Genomic DNA, 15,873 nt, shown 5'->3' on the forward strand with positions numbered 1-15,873 from the left:
GTTGTTAGACGACAACCGCCACAGCCAACTCAACACCAGTGACCGCCCATGACAAGGGAGATGATGAGCCGTTGGCTCACTCGGTCGGCTGAGTGATGAGAGTCCGTTGTTCTCCCTGATACCGGAGCCTAACCGGTATTAAAGAAACCATGCCCTAGCAGTGTCTGTCGTTTCTGCGTGCCTCGCCCTATAGGCGTGTGATCCTCTCGGTGTCTGGCGGCGTTGCCTGCTCAGGGTTACCTCGGATCGGCGCGGAGTGTACACATTTACCGCGGCCACTGACAATAAAAAATCGCGTAAAAAAACGGGTTTTATTTAGCTGTTCAGATCCGGCTGCCAGCTAGGCGGGCTCTGGGATAGGAAGGGATACGCCCCCGTCCGATTAGCCCTGAAAATAACAGGTGAACCCGGCATTTGTGCTCACCCCCTGCCAGTGCTGGGCCGGGGTCATATTCGCCCCTCCCTCATGTGCTTAATCAGTTTTTTATTTGGCATTTTTATTCAATGACCGACACAACTGTCTCTCGCGTTCCTGCCACCGCCCTTCCTTGACCCGCCCTACCCCAGTTAGACAAATGCGCCAAAAAACTGCGCTGACGCAATAAGCCAGTGGGCAGGATTGGCCACAATGGCCGCTCATCATCTGTCCGAGGCCTGTCAATGGATACCCTGCTTGAGCGTTTTCTGCGTTACCTGACTTTTCATACCCGCTCCGATGCGACCAATTCCGCCTGCCCCAGCAGCGAGGGCCAGCGCGTCTTCGCCCAAGCCCTGCGGGTGGAAATGGAACAACTTGGCTTGAGCCAGGTCATCCTGGATGAACATGGCTACCTCACCGCCTGCCTGCCGGGCAACCGGCCGGGTGCGCCGGCCATCGGCCTCATCGCCCACATGGACACCGCCGATTACGAGGCCGAGCGGGTGGTGCCGCAGATAGTCGAATGCTATCAGGGGGGGGATATCTGCCTCGGCAAGGGGGACGAGGTGCTGGCCATTCATCAGTACCGCTGCCTGAAAAACTATCTCGGCCAGGATCTCATCACCACCGACGGCACCACCCTGCTCGGCGCCGATGACAAGGCAGGCATCGCCGAGATCCTGACCGCCATCGCCCATCTGCAGGCCCATCCCGAGATCCCCCGTGGCGATGTCTGGGTCGGTTTCACCCCGGATGAGGAAATTGGCCGCGGCGCCGACTTGTTCCCGCTGGACAGATTCCCGGCCAAGTGGGCCTACACGGTCGACGGCGGTGAGCTGGGCGAGCTCGAATACGAAAACTTCAACGCCGCCAGCGCCACGGTGCGCTTCATCGGCAACAACGTGCACCCCGGCACCGCCAAGGGCAGCATGATCAACAGCCAGACCCTGGCCGCCCGCTTCCATGCCGCCATGCCACCCGAGCAGACGCCGGAGTGCACCGACGGTTATGAGGGCTTCTTCCACCTGGCGCAGATGAGCGGCAACGTCGAGCAGAGCGAGTTGCACTACATCATCCGCGATTTTGATGACGACGCCTTCGCCGCCCGCAAGGCCCAACTCAAGGAGCGGGTCGCCTCGCTGCAGCTGGAGAGCCCCAAGGCGCGTATCGAGCTCGAGATCACCGATAGCTATCGCAACATGCGCAGCCAGATAGAGCCGCACATGCACATCGTCGAGCTGGCCAAGGCCGCCATGGTCGCCGCCGACGTGGTGCCCAAGATCAAGCCCATTCGCGGTGGCACCGACGGCGCCCGCCTCTCCTTCATGGGGCTGCCTTGCCCGAATATCTTCACCGGGGGTCACAACTTCCACGGCAAGCACGAGTTCATTCCGCTGCAATCCATGGAAAAAGCGGTCACCACCCTGGTGGAGCTGGTCCGCCTCACCGCCACCGAGAAGGCCTGAGCGGGGTACGACACCACAGGCAGGGCGGGCCAGCCGCTCACCCTGTCATCACTCAGCAGACAGACATGCCATAAATGCTCACGTTTATAGCCAGACTGACTGCCATCAAGCAAAAGGGAGGCATAGCCTCCCTTTTAGTTATTCTGTCGCCAGATCTCACTCGGTGGCGGGTTTGCGATCCGAATGACCGAGGTCGCGCTCGGGGGCGATGATATCGCGCACCCGCTGCTTGATCTCCTTGGCCTCGGGGAACCCCTCGTCAATCACCCTGTCCCATACCTGAATGCCATTCACCAGGATCTTGAACTCCCCCTTGCTGGCGGGGACCAGCGCCACCTCCCCCAGATCACTGTCGAAGGTGGAGAGCAGCTCCTGGGCCAGCCAGGCGGCGCGCAGCATCCAGCGGCAGAGGGTGCAGTAGCGGATCTCGATGCGGGGCTTGAGCATCGGGGTGGTCTCAGTCATGGGGTGGCTCCTTGCGGTGCTGCCAGTCGGTGGGGATGGCCAGGATGGCGCTCAACAATGAGTGTGGCCGCTGTTGTCATTGTGTGACCCCGTGAAAATCCGCCAGCCAGTGGCGGGCGATGGCATTCATGGTAGCCTGCGGCAGATCGAACAGGCCAGGCAGCGTCTCCTGCTGCGCCAACTGACGCACCCCCTCGATGATCTCCGCCAGCACCAGATAGACGTACTCGCCGATGACGGCGCCGTGCACGAAGTTGACGGCCTCGCCGTGGTTGAGCAGGAAGATGGTGCTGCCATCCGGGCGGGTCAGCGCCAGCACATGGGGGCACACCTCCTCGCTCGGCCAAGAGAGCCGGGAGAGGCAAAACGCGAACTCATCATCGGCGGAGGTCACCGAGGCCAGCATGGCCCCCGGGCGCAGCGCCTGCAGATCGGCGAGATCCAGCGAACCGTTGCCGGTGGAGCAGATCACCAGTTCGGCCCGGCTGAGCGCCTCTTCCTTGCCCACCAGCTTGAAGCCGTGGGATATCGCCTCCACCTGGCGCAGGGCATCCGTCTCCACCAGCTCCAGATGCAGGTTGCGACACCTGAGCTCGCGGGCGATGCTGCGCCCCACCTTGCCGTAACCAAACAGGGCCGCCTGGCAGACATTGAAGGTGCGGTTGAGGGTGCGGGCCAGGGATTCGGCGGAGTAGACCACGCTCAGGCCAATCTGGATGTCTTCGGCCTGCTTGAGCGGGCTGCGCGCCACCGAGATGACCGGTGTCGACAGCGGCTCCAGCTCGTAGCGCTGGTGACCGTTTTCGGTCATCTCCACCACCCCGAGAAAGCGGCTGCCGAAGTGCTCGTGCAAGATGGCCTGGGTCTTGGCGAAATAACCGCCGATGTCCAGGATGATGAGCCGCTCGTGGGCTTGCACCAGCGGGACTATCTGGGCAATCACCCCTTCGGGATCATTGGTCCAGTGGCGGTTGAGGGGCAGTACAGGGTAGTGCTGTTGGGCCCAGATCAGTGTCGCTCCGTGAACTGACTTGGGTTTTGGCAAAATGGCGCCGATGCGCCCTATCTGATCGAGTGCCCGGATAAATTGGGGTCGATCGGGGAGCAAATGGGTGACCAGCAGAATACAGAGGCCCTCGAGGCGTCCCTGCTCGGTGAAATGGCGAAAAAACAGATGCTCAGATCCTTGACTGCGCAACTGTGGCCTCCTTAGCGTGCCGCAAACAAGCAGGCAAACAGAACCCGGCATGGCCGGGTTCTGTGTGTATCCAGATAATTGAAAATCCTTTTTATCTGAAACCACCATGGTGCTCAATCTTTATCTGCGCAGACTATGACTGACCCATCAAATCCTGAGTTAATCGCATGTTTTTCATGCAAAATTTAATAAAGGGATGCTTCAGGCCAGACCCACCACAGACTCATTCCTGCACCTATCCCTGCCACCAGGATCAGCAGGCCCCAACGGGGCAGCCAGGGCTTGTTGCGCAATGCCCACTCCAGCAGCGGCAACAACCAGACCGGCAGCAGCACCACGAGCGGCACTTCCACATACTGCCAGGCGAGCATCTGCACCAAGGCCAGGGCGAGCGCCAGCGCGCCAGGGGATGCCGGCCGAGCGGCGAAGGCGCCGAGCAGGGCACGGAAACCGGCGAAGGCCGCCAGCGCCCCTGCCAGCTGGGCGATCAGCAGGCTGCCATCGATGCCGATGACCAGTGCCAGCCAGATGAAACCGAGCGCAAAGCCCAGCCCTTCCTGGCTGTCACCGCACCATTGGGTCCAGCCAAACCAGGCGATGGCCGGCAGCAGGGCCAGCCAGATCCGGGGTTCGCTGCCCAGCACCGAGGCCAGCCCCTGCCACCACACCAGGGCGGCGAGCAGGGCGAACAGCGCAACGGCGGCCCGCTTGTCGGTCAGTTGCGCCGCGATGGCGGGCACCAGCAGAGTCAGCGGCAGCCATTGCCAGGCCTTGACCGGCAGGCCATAGGCACCGCCGAGCAGGCAGCCCACCAGCCAGATGGCTAGGGCGCCCCACAGATACCCCAGCCGTGGCCAGCGCCATGACAGCAAAGCGGCCCCCAAAGGAGCCGCCAGGGTTTGTAGCAGGAGTGCTGCGCCCATTACTTGCGCACGCCTTCGACGAACAGGTTGATGCTCATCTCGTCAGGAATGCCGGGCAGCATGTAGTTCACGCCAAACTCGCTGCGCTTGATGGTGGTGGTGGCGTTGAAGCCGCTGCGATAGCCGCCCCAAGGATCCTTGCCTTCGCCGATGTGGACCAAATCGAAGGCCACCTCTTTGCTGACGCCGTGCAGGGTCAGGGTACCCTTGAGCACGCCCTTGTCCTTGCTGCCTTCATAGCCGCTGCTGACGAAGGTCATCTTGGGGTACTGTTTCACGTCCAGGAAGTCGGGGCTGCGCAGGTGCTTGTCGCGCGCCTCGTGGTTGGAATCCACGCTGGCGGCGTCGATTTCGAAGCTCGCCTTGGCCGAGGTCGGGTTGGCCTCATCCATGCTGAAGGTACCGCTGAAGGTGTCGAAACGGCCGATCAGTTCGGAGAAGCCGAGGTGGCCCACCTTGAACTGCACAGTGGTGTGCGCCGCGTCGACATCATAATCGGCCGCCATCAGGGGAGCCGCCATAAACAGGCAGGAAGCCAGCAGGGCCTTGGTCATTTTCATTCGGTTCGTTCCTTCATTGGGGGTTCACATCGATACCCAAAATGCTAACCTCCCTGTAGCAATAGATAATCATCGATTTATTAAAATAATTATCAACTGAGAGTGGAATATGGATCAGATAGCCGCCATGCGTACCTTCATCAAGGTGGTGGAGTGCCAGAGTTTTACCAAGGCCGCCCACCAGCTCGGCATCTCGGTCGCCATGACCTCCAAGCTGATGCAGCAGCTCGAGGAGTCGCTGTCGACCCGGCTGCTGTCGCGCACCACCCGTCAGGTCAACCCGACCGAGGCGGGCCAGTTCTACTACCAGCGCTCCCAGGCCCTGCTGGCCGAGCTGGAAGAGACCCACAGCCAGCTCACTCGCAACAACCAGCAACCCCAGGGCACCCTCAAGCTGTCGGTGCCGATGGACTTTGGCTACTTGCACCTCTCCCCCGCCCTGCCGCTGTTTCGCGAGCGCTTTCCCGATCTGAAGCTGGAGATTGAGTACAGCGATCGGCGGGTGGCGCTGGTGGAAGAGGGCTTCGATCTGGCGCTGCGCATCGGCAATCTGCCGGACTCCTCGCTGATCGCCAAGCCGCTGGCCATGATGAAACTGGACGTCTGTGCCAGCCCGGCCTATCTGGCGAAGCACGGCACCCCCAAGAGCCCGGAGGAGCTCAAGCAGCACGACTGCCTCATCTACACCCTGACCCAGCCGGACTGGGTGTTTAAACGCAACGGCGAGCAGCTGAGCGTGCGCCCGCAAGGGCCGCTGCGGGCCAACAATGGGGTGGTGCTGACCCGGGCCGCCTGCAATCACATGGGGATCATCTGGCAGCCCACCTTCATCGTCGGGGATGCACTGCGCTCAGGCGAGCTGGTCTCGCTCTTCCCCGAGTGGGACAAGGGGCAGATCGGCCTCTATGCGCTCTATCCCCACCGCCGTTTCGTCTCGGCCAAGGTGCGCTGCTTCATCGAATTTGTGCAGGAGCGCTACCTCGCGCCCCATTACTGGGATCGCGAGGTCTGAACCGTCGGGATATATGGCAGAGATGCCAACGAGGTGCAGCGCAGCTAGCCAGGCCGAGGGCGGCCTGGTGACTGAGGGGAAACAGAGGCCCGGATCAGGGCCGGGGCGGCTCGCTCTGCGGGTTAGCCGCCTTGGCGGGCAACGGTAGCTCGGCCACCAGCAGTTGCTCGCACAGGGTCAGCTGCCAGCGTGGCAGCCGGCGCTGCAGGGTGGCGAGCTGCTCATCACTCGGCACATAGGGCAAGGTAATGTGCAGGCAATGGCAGTCAAGCATGCCCGCCAGTTGCAGGATCAGGGTGAGGTTGGCCTCATCCGTCTTGTGCTTGTTGATGCGCTTGGCTATCTCATGGCGAAAATGAGTCAGGGGATCCTGGGTCATCGCCTGCCAACCGTAACCAAACAAGGGGATGAAGGCGCTGACGATGCCAAGCGCGGTCAACGGCTGTTTGGGGGGATGATAGAGCGCATTGAGATCCAGCAGGATGGGGCTTTGATGGGGCTCACGACTGCCGGATAAAATATTATTACTCATTGGATAACCTTATTGATTCCTCTAGACTTCGCCGCAGTTTCAACCTGACATGCCAACGAGGTGCTGATGCTAAGCGATATCGAGATCTCCCGCCAGTCCCCCCGCCTGCACATCGACGAACTGGCCCGGCGCCTGCGTATTCCGGCCGCCCAGCTCAGCCCCCAGGGTCATCACAAGGGCAAACTGAGCCTAGATCTGCTCAAACAGTCGAGCGATCAGCGAGGCAAGCTGGTGCTGGTGAGCGCCATAACCCCCACCCCCCTTGGCGAGGGCAAGACAGTGACCACCCTCGGCCTCTCCATGGGCCTCAATCACATCGGTCAGCCCAGCATCGCCACCATCCGCCAGCCGAGCCTCGGGCCTGTGTTCGGGGTCAAGGGGGGCGCCGCCGGCGGTGGCCACGCCCAGGTGGTGCCGATGGAGGAGATGAACCTGCACCTGACCGGTGATTTCCACGCCCTCAGCGCCGCCCACAACCTGGCAGCCGCGGCGCTCGATGCCCGCCTGTTCCACGAACAACGGCTCGGCGCCGAATTCACCGCCAAGACCGGCTTGGCACGGCTCGATATCGATGCCGCCAACATCCTCTGGCCACGCACCCTGGATATGAACGATCGCGCCCTGCGCCACCTGAGCGTCGGTCAGGGCAGTCCGAACGATGGGGTAGAGCGCCAAGATCGCTTCGTCATCACCGCCGCCTCCGAGCTGATGGCCATCCTGGCGCTGGCCACCGGCCTTCAAGATCTGCGCAGTCGCATCGGTCGCATCCAGCTGGCGCTGGATCTGCACGGCAAGCCCATCACCGCCGAACAGCTGGAAGTGGCCGGCGCCATGACGGTGCTGCTCAAGGAGGCGCTGCAACCGACCCTGATGCAGACCACGGAGCAGACGCCGGTGCTGGTGCACGCCGGCCCCTTCGCCAACATCGCCCACGGCAACTCGTCGGTCATCGCCGATCACATCGCCCTGGGGTTGACCGACTACGTGGTGACCGAGGCGGGCTTTGGCTCCGACATGGGGCTGGAGAAGTTCTTCAACATCAAGTACCGCCAGTCCGGCATAGCCCCATCCTGCGTGGTGCTGGTGGCCACGGTGCGCAGTCTCAAGGCCAACAGCGGCCTGCTCGACATCCGCCCCGGCCAGCCACTGCCGGCGAGCCTTGGGGAAGAGGATCTGCCGACCCTGCGCCAGGGCTGCGCCAACCTCGCCTGGCACATCGCCAACGCCCGCCGCTACGGGGTGCCCGTGGTGGTGGCGGTCAACCGCTTCCCGAGCGACAGCCAGGCCGAGCTGGATCTGTTGATGGCCGAGGCCAACCGGGCCGGTGCCTGTGGCGTCGCCCTCTCCCACGCCTTCACTCAGGGCGGTGCTGGGGCGAGCGAGCTGGCCCGCGCCGTGGTCGAAGCCTGCGAGCGCCCAAGCGATATCAAACTGCTCTACCCCGACACCATGAGCCTCAGCGCCAAGCTCGCCACCCTGGTGGAGTGTGGCTATGGCGGCCGCGGCGTCATCCTCTCGGACAAGGCCAAGGGTCAGCTGGCGGCGCTGTCACAGGCGGGCTGGGACCATCTGCCCATCTGCATGGCCAAGACGCCGCTCTCGCTCAGTCACGATCCCGCCCTCAAGGGCGTGCCCACCGACTTCGAGGTGCCCATCGAAGAGGTGAGACTGTGCGCCGGCGCCGGCTTCGTCTACGCCCTGGCGGGCCCCATCATGACCATGCCGGGCCTTGGCAGCCTGCCCGCCTACCGTCATATCGATATTGACGACAACGGCGACATCGTCGGACTGAGCTGAAGCAGCCTGCCCCAATGACCCGTCATATCGATATCGATGACAACGGCGAGATAGTAGGACTGAGCTAATAACAGCCTGTCGTACTGCTACCTCCCGAAACAAAAGACCCCGCCAATCGGCGGGGTCTTTTTTATGAGCATGTCAGTGTTCCATCAATAGTGGAAACGGCCCAGCTTGCTCATCACCGTCTCCGTCAGCCCATGCATCTGCTGGCTCTGGGCATCCTGCTCCCTGGCCACCTGGGTGGAGGCGGTCGCCAGCTCGTGGATGTTGCTGACGTTGTGGTTGATCTCCTCGCTCACCTTGGACTGCTGCTCGGCGGCGCTCGCTATCTGGGTCGCCATGTCGCCGATGCGATCGGCGGCCTGCACTATGGTTGCCAGCTCCACCACCGCCTGCTCCGCATCCTGCAGCGCCAGGCTGCTCAAATGGCGGCCCTCGGTCATGGTACTGACCGCGGCGCTGGTGGTCTCCCGCAGCCGGTCGATCATCTGCTGGATCTCCTGGGTCGAGGTCCGGGTCTTGGATGCCAACGTGCGTACCTCGTCGGCCACCACCGCAAACCCTCGTCCATGCTCACCGGCGCGAGCCGCCTCGATGGCGGCGTTGAGCGCCAGCAGATTGGTCTGCTCCGAGATGGTCTGGATCACGTCCAGGATGCTGCCTATCTGCATCCCCTGCTGCTGCAGGGCGGTGATCTTGTCAGACACCTCGCTCACCTGCTCGCTCAGCTGACGTATGCCGTTGGCGGAGGCACTCACCACCTGCTGGCCCTTGTGCACCGCATGGCGGGTCTCATCTACCGCCTGCGCCGTGATCTGGGCGCTGCTGGCGACCGAGTCCGCGGTCGAGGACATTTCATGAATGGCGGTGGCCACCAGTTCGACCTGCTCCAGCTGGTGGCGGCTGTTGGCCAACCCCTGCTGCGCCTGGCGGGCCGAGTTCGCCGCTGCCTGCTGCAATTCATGCACGCTGGCAGCGGTGTCGGTCACTATGCCCTGCACCGTCGCCACAAACTGGTTGATCCCCTGGGCCAGGGCCCCGGTCTCGTCACGGCGGCTCTGATCCAGACGCTGGGTCAGATCGCCGCCGGCACTGGAAAGCCGCGTCACCATGCGGGCCGTCTGCTGCACCGGCCTGGAGATGGATCCCGCCGCCAGGGCGATGCCGGCCAAGCCGGCACCAGCTACCAGCATGCCCACCAGCAGTTGGGTCCAGATCCCGTTGCCAAAGGCCTTGGCACGGGCCTGCGCCGTCAGCTCGTAGTCGGCATAGAGCGCGCTGCTCGGCACCTCGATGACAATCCCCCAGGCCCGCGTCACCTTGTTGAGGTTGATGGGGGCGAAGACCCGCAGCTGATCGCCATTCTCCTCACTGCCCGCCTGGCCGCGCTGCAGCTGTGCCAGCAACTGCGGATCCTGCAGCCGCTGGCCGACCGCGGCGCCATCGCGAGAGTCGGCGGCGATGATGCCCATGGGGCTGATGATGCGCACCCGCCCCTGCCCCTCGAACACTCGCTGGCTGATGTTGGCGGCGAGGCGTTGCAGGTAGTTCAGGGAATAATCGACCCCCACCATACCGAGGTAGTGATCACCATCCAGCACCGGCACCACGAAGGAGGTCAGCAGGGTCGGCTGACCGTTGACCTGATAGACGGACGGATCCACCGCGCAGCTGGCCTTGCTCTCCTGCGGGCAGAGATACCACTCGGAGGCGCGGATCCCGGTCGCGCTCGGCGTCTTGCTGTAGAAATCGCCGAGCGGTTTGAGGCTAAAACCGGCCGCACCACGGCTCCAGTAGGGGGCGAAGTTGCCCGATGCCTGGCTATGTTGGCCGTTCCCGGTATGAAGCGCATCCTGACCGTCAAAGCGATTGGCCTCCCAGCCGCTGTAGATGCTGAGAAAATCCGGGTTGCGATCGCCGATATCCTTGAGCAGCGCGGTGACCTCGTCCCGGTTCAGGGGCTCGCGTTGATGGACGTTGCCCGCCAGCAGCGCCGCCAGAGTTTCCCCCGCATCCAGCGCCAGTTCGAAGGAACGCGCCACCTCGCTCGCCTGACCATCCGCCAGGGTCAGCAACCACTGTTTGGCCTGCTGGCGGGCAGTGTCGTGGCTCTCTTGCTGGATCTTCTCCTGCAGGCTGGCCAGGGAGACGTAGCTATACCCCACCACACTGAGGACGGTGGCCAGCAGGATGCAACCCGCAAAAAACATGACTTGGTATTTGATGGAACGGAACATGGCGAAAGTGGCGTCTCAAGGGTCAAAAAAGGGGGGCATCATAAGGGCTGATGTGAGCGGCGTGAACTCACCACAGTGAAATTCATCGCGCTTTTGTGAGCGAGGCCGAATAGCCTGCGATAAACCCGGCAGTAGGCAGATAAAGAGCAAGGTCAAAGCCGAGCCAGGCAGCGAATTACTTCACCAATCACCTGCCCATGGCCGACAAACACAAGGCCCCGCTGACGGGCGGGGCCTTGGTTTATCTCACTGCCATCAGACTCAGAGCGTGAAGCGCTGGGTCATGTGGTGCAGCGAGGTGGCCAGCTTGCTCAGCTCGACGCAGGCCTGCGCGGTTTGCTGGGCGCCCAGTGCGTTCTCGTCGGCAGCATTGTGGATGTTGACGATGTTGCGGTTGAGCTCTTCGGTCACCGCATTCTGCTCTTCGGTGGCGGTGGCGATCAGGGTATTCATGTCCGAGATCTGGGTGACGGCGCCGTTGATGCTGTCGATGCTGTTGCCCGCTTCCCGCGCCAGCTCGACGCTGCTTTGCATCTGCTGACGACTCAGCTGCATGGCACTGCCCGCCTCCGTCGTGCGCCCTTGCAACACCTCGATCATCTTGCTGATCTCGGCGGTGGAGTTCTGGGTACGCTGCGCCAGGGAGCGCACCTCGTCAGCGACGACCGCAAAGCCACGGCCCTGCTCGCCGGCCCGGGCCGCTTCGATGGCAGCGTTGAGCGCCAGTAGGTTGGTCTGCTCGGCGATGCCGCGAATAACGTCAAGCACCATGCTGATGTTGGCGCTGTCCTGCTCCAGTTGCTGCACCACGCCGCCCGCCTGCTCAATCTGCTGGGACACCTGCTCGATGCTGCCGATGGCACGCCCCACCACCCGATGACCTTCACTCGAGGTGTGGGACGCGGCCTTGGCGGCGCTCATGGCATCCGTGGTGTTGCGCGCCACTTCAAAGACGGTGGACTGCATCTCGTTCATGGCGGTGGCGACCTGGGACACCTCGTTCTGCTGGCTGGCCATGCCCTTGGCGGACTGCTCGGAGATAGCACTCATCTCCTCCACCGCGCTGCTGAGCTGGCTGACCGAGCCCGAGATCTCGCTCACCAGATCCGCAAGGGAGCCCTGCATGCGATCGATGGCCGTGCCGAGCTGGCCCAGTTCATCGCGCTTGAAGCGAGCGTTGCGGATCCATTCTTGCAGCTCACCCTTGCCGAGATCGCCACTGGCAATACGCTGGGCCTGACGGGCCAGCATCACCAGCGGGTCCCGGATCTGACGGGTCAGCACGGTGGAGAGCACGGCCACCAGCCCCAACCCCAGCAGCAAGGCGACGATGATGCTCAGCTTGGCGCTGTCAAAGGCGGATACAACCTGGGCCCGGGAGTTGACGGCATAGCCGTGGTTGATCTGAATAAGATCCGCCACCGACTTGGACAAAGTGGTATAGAGGTTGACCCCCTCCGCCATAAAGATGCGCTGGGCCTCCGCCATCTGGCCGCTGTCCTGCATCTGTTTGATGCGCTGGTGCAGGGCGACGTACTTGCTCCAGTCCGCCTTGACGATGTCGAAGGCGCGGCGCTCTGCCACATCCTCCGCCCAGATGGTGGCGTCATGGGCCGCTACCTGCCGATCGGCTTCGCGCAGGCTCTGCTCGCTGGCATCGCGGTAATGGGCTCTCTGCTGGGGATCGTCTGCCACCAGGAACACGTCCAGCTCATAGCGGCGCAGGGCATTGATGGTCTCACCCAGGGTGCTGGTGCGCACCACGGCAGGCAAGATACTGTCGGTGAAACCGGTGGCGGCCCGGTTCATGTTGCCAAACTGCAGCAGCGAGAAGCCGCCGATGAAGGCCATCATCAGGCCGAGCACGGCAAAGCCGGCGGTGAGTTTCTTGCCTATCGTCATGGTACTGGGATTCATGGCATGTCCTGCAATGGGTGATTAACTAGCATCCGTCTTCTGGGTTGTGCCCTCCTGGCACGGAACACGATAGCTGCCATCCATTGCAGTACATCAAGCGCTCCCGCCTCGCTGAAACGGGGGCACCAGGGCCTTGGCTCGCAGGCCCTGGTCGAAACGGGTCATCGCCGCGAGAGCATCCTGTGCTTCGCACCGATCACCCACTGGCATGGAGAGCTATATCGACCCGATACAGCCATGCCTTTAGGAGTTTTTTGATTAAAACTCAGCACAAAATAGTGAGGAGGAGTAAAGATAAGGCATGCCGCGATGGCATGCCTCTGGCAGATCAGCCTTTCAGACCGCCCAGAAACTCGGAACGGGTGTCCGGCTGGGTTTTGAATACCCCACCGAGGGAGGTGGTGGTGGTGTAGGAGGTGGAGTCCATCACGCCGCGGGCCTTCACGCAGTAGTGGGTCGCGCGGATGCTGATGGCCACGTCGCGGGTCCCGAGCAGGGTCTGCAGCGCCAGCAGGATCTGCTGGGTGAGGCGCTCCTGCACCTGGGGACGCCGGGCGAAGAACTGCACGATACGGTTGATTTTGGACAGCCCAATCACCTTGCCACGGGGGATATAGGCCACGTGGGCCAGCCCGTCGATGGTGACGAAGTGGTGCTCGCAGGTGCTGGTGAGACTGATGTCCCGCACCATGATCATCTCATCCACCTTCATCTTGTTCTCGATCACCGTCACCTTGGGGAAGGTGCTGTAATCGAGGCCGGAGAAGATCTCGTTCACGTACATCTTGGCGATGCGGTGCGGCGTCTCGGTCAGACTGTCATCCGTCAAGTCCAGCCCCAGCGTCTCCATGATGGAGCGCATATGGCCTTCGATCTTCTCTCTCTTCTGCTGGCTGTTCAGTTCATTGGCCACCAGCGGTGTCTCCAGGCCCTGGGCCTCGAGGGCTGCCCTGACCAACAGGGCTTCCTGACTCAAATTCGTCATTCTCTTACTCTCCCACGCTCAGGGACTGTGATGGCCGCCTTCTGTTGAGGCGACATTCTACTGTGGCGCAATCTTACAGGGCGATTATTGTCATAATTCGAACTAACTCAAGCCCAGCACCTGACTTTATGTCAATCCGTGGTGTTTTACCTGTCATACAGGCCGTCCAGATGGGGGGCATTACGCGAGATAATCTCACCTTTCACTCCCCGAGGCCCGCTCGCCGCGTATTCCTGTGCACCGAACCTGCCCATGTGGCGGTTTTTTTGGGATAATCCGCCTTCTACCACACCAAAGAGGTCATGATGATGGGATTCGACACTGGCGCACTGCTCCCCTTGAACGAGGCCCTGCAAGGGATGCTGGACCAACTCGCCTGCAGCTGCGACACCGAGCAACTGCCGTTGCCAGAGGCGCTGGATCGGATCCTGGCCCAGGACATCACCTCCCCGCTGTCGGTACCGCCCTTTGATAACTCCGCCATGGACGGTTACGCCGTGCGCCTGGCCGATCTCGCCGCCGGCACCCCGCTGAAAGTGGCGGGCAAGGCCTTCGCCGGTCAGCCCTATCAGGGCGAGTGGCTCGCTGGCCACTGCATCCGCATCATGACGGGCGCCCCCGTTCCCGCCGGTACCGAGGCGGTCATCATGCAAGAGGAAGCGCAGCTCGAGGGAGAACTGGTGCGCTTTGCCAGCCAGCCCAGACCCGGCCAGAACATCCGCCGCCGCGGTGAAGACATGGCAGAAGGCTCGCAGGTGCTGGCGAGCGGCCTGCGCCTGAGCCCCCGTGAGCTGCCGCTGCTGGCATCCCTTGGCATCGCCACCGTGACGGTGCGTCGCCCTCTGAAAGTGGCCATCTTCAGCACCGGGGATGAGCTCAAACCGGTCGGTACCCCCCTTGCCCACGGCGACATCTACGACTCCAATCGCTACGGCGTCAAGGCCATGCTCACGCGGCTCGGCATCGATTGCCTCGACCTTGGTATCATCCCGGACGATCCGGCTGCGCTTCGCGCCGCTTTTATCAAAGCCGATCGCGAGGCCGATGCCTTGATCACCACAGGCGGCGTCTCGGTCGGCGAGGCGGATTTCACCAAGCAGTTGCTCGAAGAGCTCGGCGAGATCGGTTTTTGGAAGCTCGCCATCAAGCCGGGCAAGCCGTTCGCCTTCGGCCGCCTGCCCAACGCCTGGTTCTTCGGCCTGCCGGGCAACCCTGTCTCCGCCATGGTCACCTTCGATCAACTGGTGCGTCCGGCCCTGGCCAAACTGGCCGGCCAGACCTGGGTGCCGCCCCTGCGCATCAGCGCCGCCGCGAGCGAACCCTTGAAAAAAGCGCCAGGTCGGCTGGACTTCCAGCGCGGCATCCTGAGCCAGGGCCCGAGCGGCCTCGAGGTGCGCAGCACCGGCTCCCAGGACTCCGGCGTGTTCAGCTCCCTCTCCAAGGCGAACTGCTACATAGTGCTGGAGCAGGAACGAGGCAGAGTAGCAGCAGGGGAAAGCGTCACCGTCGAGCCCTTCGCGGGGCTGTTGCTGTGAGCGAGATCCTCTCGGACGCCGAGCTCTTGCGCTACAACCGCCAGATCATCCTCAAATCCTTCGACTTCGAGGGGCAGGAGGCGCTCAAGCAGGCCCATGTGCTGGTCATTGGCGCCGGAGGTCTGGGCTGCGCCGCCGCCCAGTATCTGGCGGTGGCCGGGGTCGGCCAGCTGACCCTGGTGGATTTCGACAAGGTGGAGCTCTCCAACCTGCAACGCCAGGTGCTGCACAGCGATGAGCGTATCGGTCAATACAAGGTGGATTCCGCCGCCGAGTCGCTGCGCGCCCTCAACCCCTGGCTCGAGGTGAAGACCCATGCGACACTGGCCGATGAGGCGCTGCTCGATGCTCTGTTGCCCAGCCACCAGCTGGTGCTCGATTGCACCGATAACGTCACCATCCGCAACCTGCTCAACCAGCGTGCCCGCCAGCACGGGGTGCCGCTGGTCTCCGGCGCCGCCATCCGGCTGGAGGGGCAGCTGTGCAGTTTCACCTGGCAAGAGAATGAGCCCTGCTACGCCTGCCTCAGCTCCTTGTTTGGCGAGCAGTCGCTGACCTGCGTCGAGGCGGGCGTGCTGGCCCCCATGGTGGGACTGGTGGGCAGCCTGCAGGCCCTCGAAGCCATCAAGCTGCTGGCCGGTATGGGCAAGAGCTACAGCGGTCGCCTGCTGATGATCGAGGGTCTGACCGGTGGTTTTCGCGAGATGAAGTTACCCAAGCGCCCCGACTGCCCGGTCTGCTCGCAGCCCTAGTAGCCTCCTCCACGCAATATCTGCGCAATAAAAAGCCGACCCCGAGGGTCGGCTTTTTGCATGAATCGCTGTT

13 protein-coding genes are annotated in these 15,873 nt (G+C 62.7%); 5 read left to right on the forward strand and 8 right to left on the reverse strand.

Going from position 1 to position 15,873, the window contains the following annotated elements; translation table 11 throughout:
* Nucleotides 1–660 precede the first annotated feature (660 nt).
* Nucleotides 661–1,884 carry a peptidase T gene (pepT, locus tag BN1137_RS10370; protein ID WP_050718525.1) on the forward strand — a complete coding sequence of 408 codons (1,224 nt, stop codon included), beginning with the start codon at nt 661–663 and terminating at the stop codon, nt 1,882–1,884.
* Nucleotides 1,885–2,040: 156 nt separating this feature from the next.
* Here pepT and BN1137_RS10375 read toward each other — a convergent pair whose 3' ends face one another.
* From BN1137_RS10375 to BN1137_RS10390, 4 genes are all read right to left on the reverse strand, one after another.
* Nucleotides 2,041–2,349 carry an Rdx family protein gene (locus tag BN1137_RS10375; protein ID WP_050718526.1) on the reverse strand — a complete coding sequence of 103 codons (309 nt, stop codon included), beginning with the start codon at nt 2,347–2,349 and terminating at the stop codon, nt 2,041–2,043.
* Between the two features lie 76 nt (nt 2,350–2,425).
* Nucleotides 2,426–3,547: an adenosylhomocysteinase gene (locus BN1137_RS10380; RefSeq protein WP_050718527.1), complete on the reverse strand. Its 1,122-nt coding sequence runs from the start codon at nt 3,545–3,547 to the stop codon at nt 2,426–2,428.
* A 185-nt stretch (nt 3,548–3,732) separates the two neighbouring features.
* Entirely contained in the window at nt 3,733–4,470 is a 738-nt protein-coding gene (locus BN1137_RS10385; RefSeq protein ID WP_050718528.1) for a hypothetical protein, read from the reverse strand.
* The gene (locus BN1137_RS10390) at nt 4,470–5,030 is read right to left on the reverse strand and encodes a YceI family protein (protein ID WP_050718529.1); all 561 of its coding nucleotides are present in this window, start codon (nt 5,028–5,030) and stop codon (nt 4,470–4,472) included. The genes BN1137_RS10385 and BN1137_RS10390 overlap by 1 nt, the downstream gene beginning before the upstream one ends.
* 109 nt (nt 5,031–5,139) lie before the next feature.
* Between BN1137_RS10390 and BN1137_RS10395 the strand changes: the two genes are divergently transcribed.
* Entirely contained in the window at nt 5,140–6,042 is a 903-nt protein-coding gene (locus BN1137_RS10395; RefSeq protein ID WP_050718530.1) for a LysR family transcriptional regulator, read from the forward strand.
* A gap of 94 nt (nt 6,043–6,136) precedes the next feature.
* Here the strand turns inward: BN1137_RS10395 and BN1137_RS10400 are convergent, their stop codons facing one another.
* Nucleotides 6,137–6,574, reverse strand: coding sequence for a hypothetical protein (locus BN1137_RS10400; protein ID WP_050718531.1), 438 nt, complete (start codon nt 6,572–6,574; stop codon nt 6,137–6,139).
* A 66-nt stretch (nt 6,575–6,640) separates the two neighbouring features.
* Here BN1137_RS10400 and BN1137_RS10405 point away from each other — a divergent pair, with 66 nt between their 5' ends.
* Nucleotides 6,641–8,371 (forward strand): formate--tetrahydrofolate ligase, encoded by a 1,731-nt coding sequence (locus BN1137_RS10405; protein WP_050718532.1) that lies wholly within the window; start codon nt 6,641–6,643, stop codon nt 8,369–8,371.
* Nucleotides 8,372–8,523: 152 nt separating this feature from the next.
* Here BN1137_RS10405 and BN1137_RS10410 read toward each other — a convergent pair whose 3' ends face one another.
* From BN1137_RS10410 to folE, 3 genes are all read right to left on the reverse strand, one after another.
* Nucleotides 8,524–10,611, reverse strand: coding sequence for a methyl-accepting chemotaxis protein (locus tag BN1137_RS10410; protein ID WP_050718533.1), 2,088 nt, complete (start codon nt 10,609–10,611; stop codon nt 8,524–8,526).
* Between the two features lie 261 nt (nt 10,612–10,872).
* Nucleotides 10,873–12,528 carry a methyl-accepting chemotaxis protein gene (locus BN1137_RS10415; RefSeq protein WP_050718534.1) on the reverse strand — a complete coding sequence of 552 codons (1,656 nt, stop codon included), beginning with the start codon at nt 12,526–12,528 and terminating at the stop codon, nt 10,873–10,875.
* 328 nt (nt 12,529–12,856) lie between these two features.
* The gene (gene folE, locus BN1137_RS10420; protein ID WP_050718535.1) at nt 12,857–13,513 is read right to left on the reverse strand and encodes a GTP cyclohydrolase I FolE; all 657 of its coding nucleotides are present in this window, start codon (nt 13,511–13,513) and stop codon (nt 12,857–12,859) included.
* Nucleotides 13,514–13,821: 308 nt separating this feature from the next.
* On the opposite strand from folE, the gene moeA reads away from it, so the two are divergent.
* On the forward strand, nt 13,822–15,048 hold the full coding sequence (gene moeA / locus BN1137_RS10425) for a molybdopterin molybdotransferase MoeA (RefSeq protein ID WP_050718663.1): 1,227 nt from the start codon (nt 13,822–13,824) through the stop codon (nt 15,046–15,048).
* Entirely contained in the window at nt 15,045–15,800 is a 756-nt protein-coding gene (moeB, locus tag BN1137_RS10430) for a molybdopterin-synthase adenylyltransferase MoeB (protein WP_050718536.1), read from the forward strand. The genes moeA and moeB overlap by 4 nt, the downstream gene beginning before the upstream one ends.
* Nucleotides 15,801–15,873: the final 73 nt, after the last annotated feature.

The organism is Aeromonas tecta (genome assembly GCF_000820185.1).
Lineage (GTDB): Bacteria > Pseudomonadota > Gammaproteobacteria > Enterobacterales > Aeromonadaceae > Aeromonas > Aeromonas tecta.

Excerpts from the sequence above, each read along its gene's own strand:
- pepT (WP_050718525.1), top strand. The coding sequence starts at position 661 with ATGGATACCCTGCTTGAGCGTTTTCTGCGTTACCTGACTTTTCATACC.
- BN1137_RS10375 (WP_050718526.1), bottom strand. The coding sequence starts at position 2,349 with ATGACTGAGACCACCCCGATGCTCAAGCCCCGCATCGAGATCCGCTAC.
- BN1137_RS10385 (WP_050718528.1), bottom strand. The coding sequence starts at position 4,470 with ATGGGCGCAGCACTCCTGCTACAAACCCTGGCGGCTCCTTTGGGGGCC.
- BN1137_RS10390 (WP_050718529.1), bottom strand. The coding sequence starts at position 5,030 with ATGAAAATGACCAAGGCCCTGCTGGCTTCCTGCCTGTTTATGGCGGCT.
- BN1137_RS10395 (WP_050718530.1), top strand. The coding sequence starts at position 5,140 with ATGGATCAGATAGCCGCCATGCGTACCTTCATCAAGGTGGTGGAGTGC.
- BN1137_RS10400 (WP_050718531.1), bottom strand. The coding sequence starts at position 6,574 with ATGAGTAATAATATTTTATCCGGCAGTCGTGAGCCCCATCAAAGCCCC.
- BN1137_RS10405 (WP_050718532.1), top strand. The coding sequence starts at position 6,641 with ATGCTAAGCGATATCGAGATCTCCCGCCAGTCCCCCCGCCTGCACATC.
- BN1137_RS10410 (WP_050718533.1), bottom strand. The coding sequence starts at position 10,611 with ATGTTCCGTTCCATCAAATACCAAGTCATGTTTTTTGCGGGTTGCATC.
- BN1137_RS10415 (WP_050718534.1), bottom strand. The coding sequence starts at position 12,528 with ATGAATCCCAGTACCATGACGATAGGCAAGAAACTCACCGCCGGCTTT.
- folE (WP_050718535.1), bottom strand. The coding sequence starts at position 13,513 with ATGACGAATTTGAGTCAGGAAGCCCTGTTGGTCAGGGCAGCCCTCGAG.
- moeA (WP_050718663.1), top strand. The coding sequence starts at position 13,822 with ATGGGATTCGACACTGGCGCACTGCTCCCCTTGAACGAGGCCCTGCAA.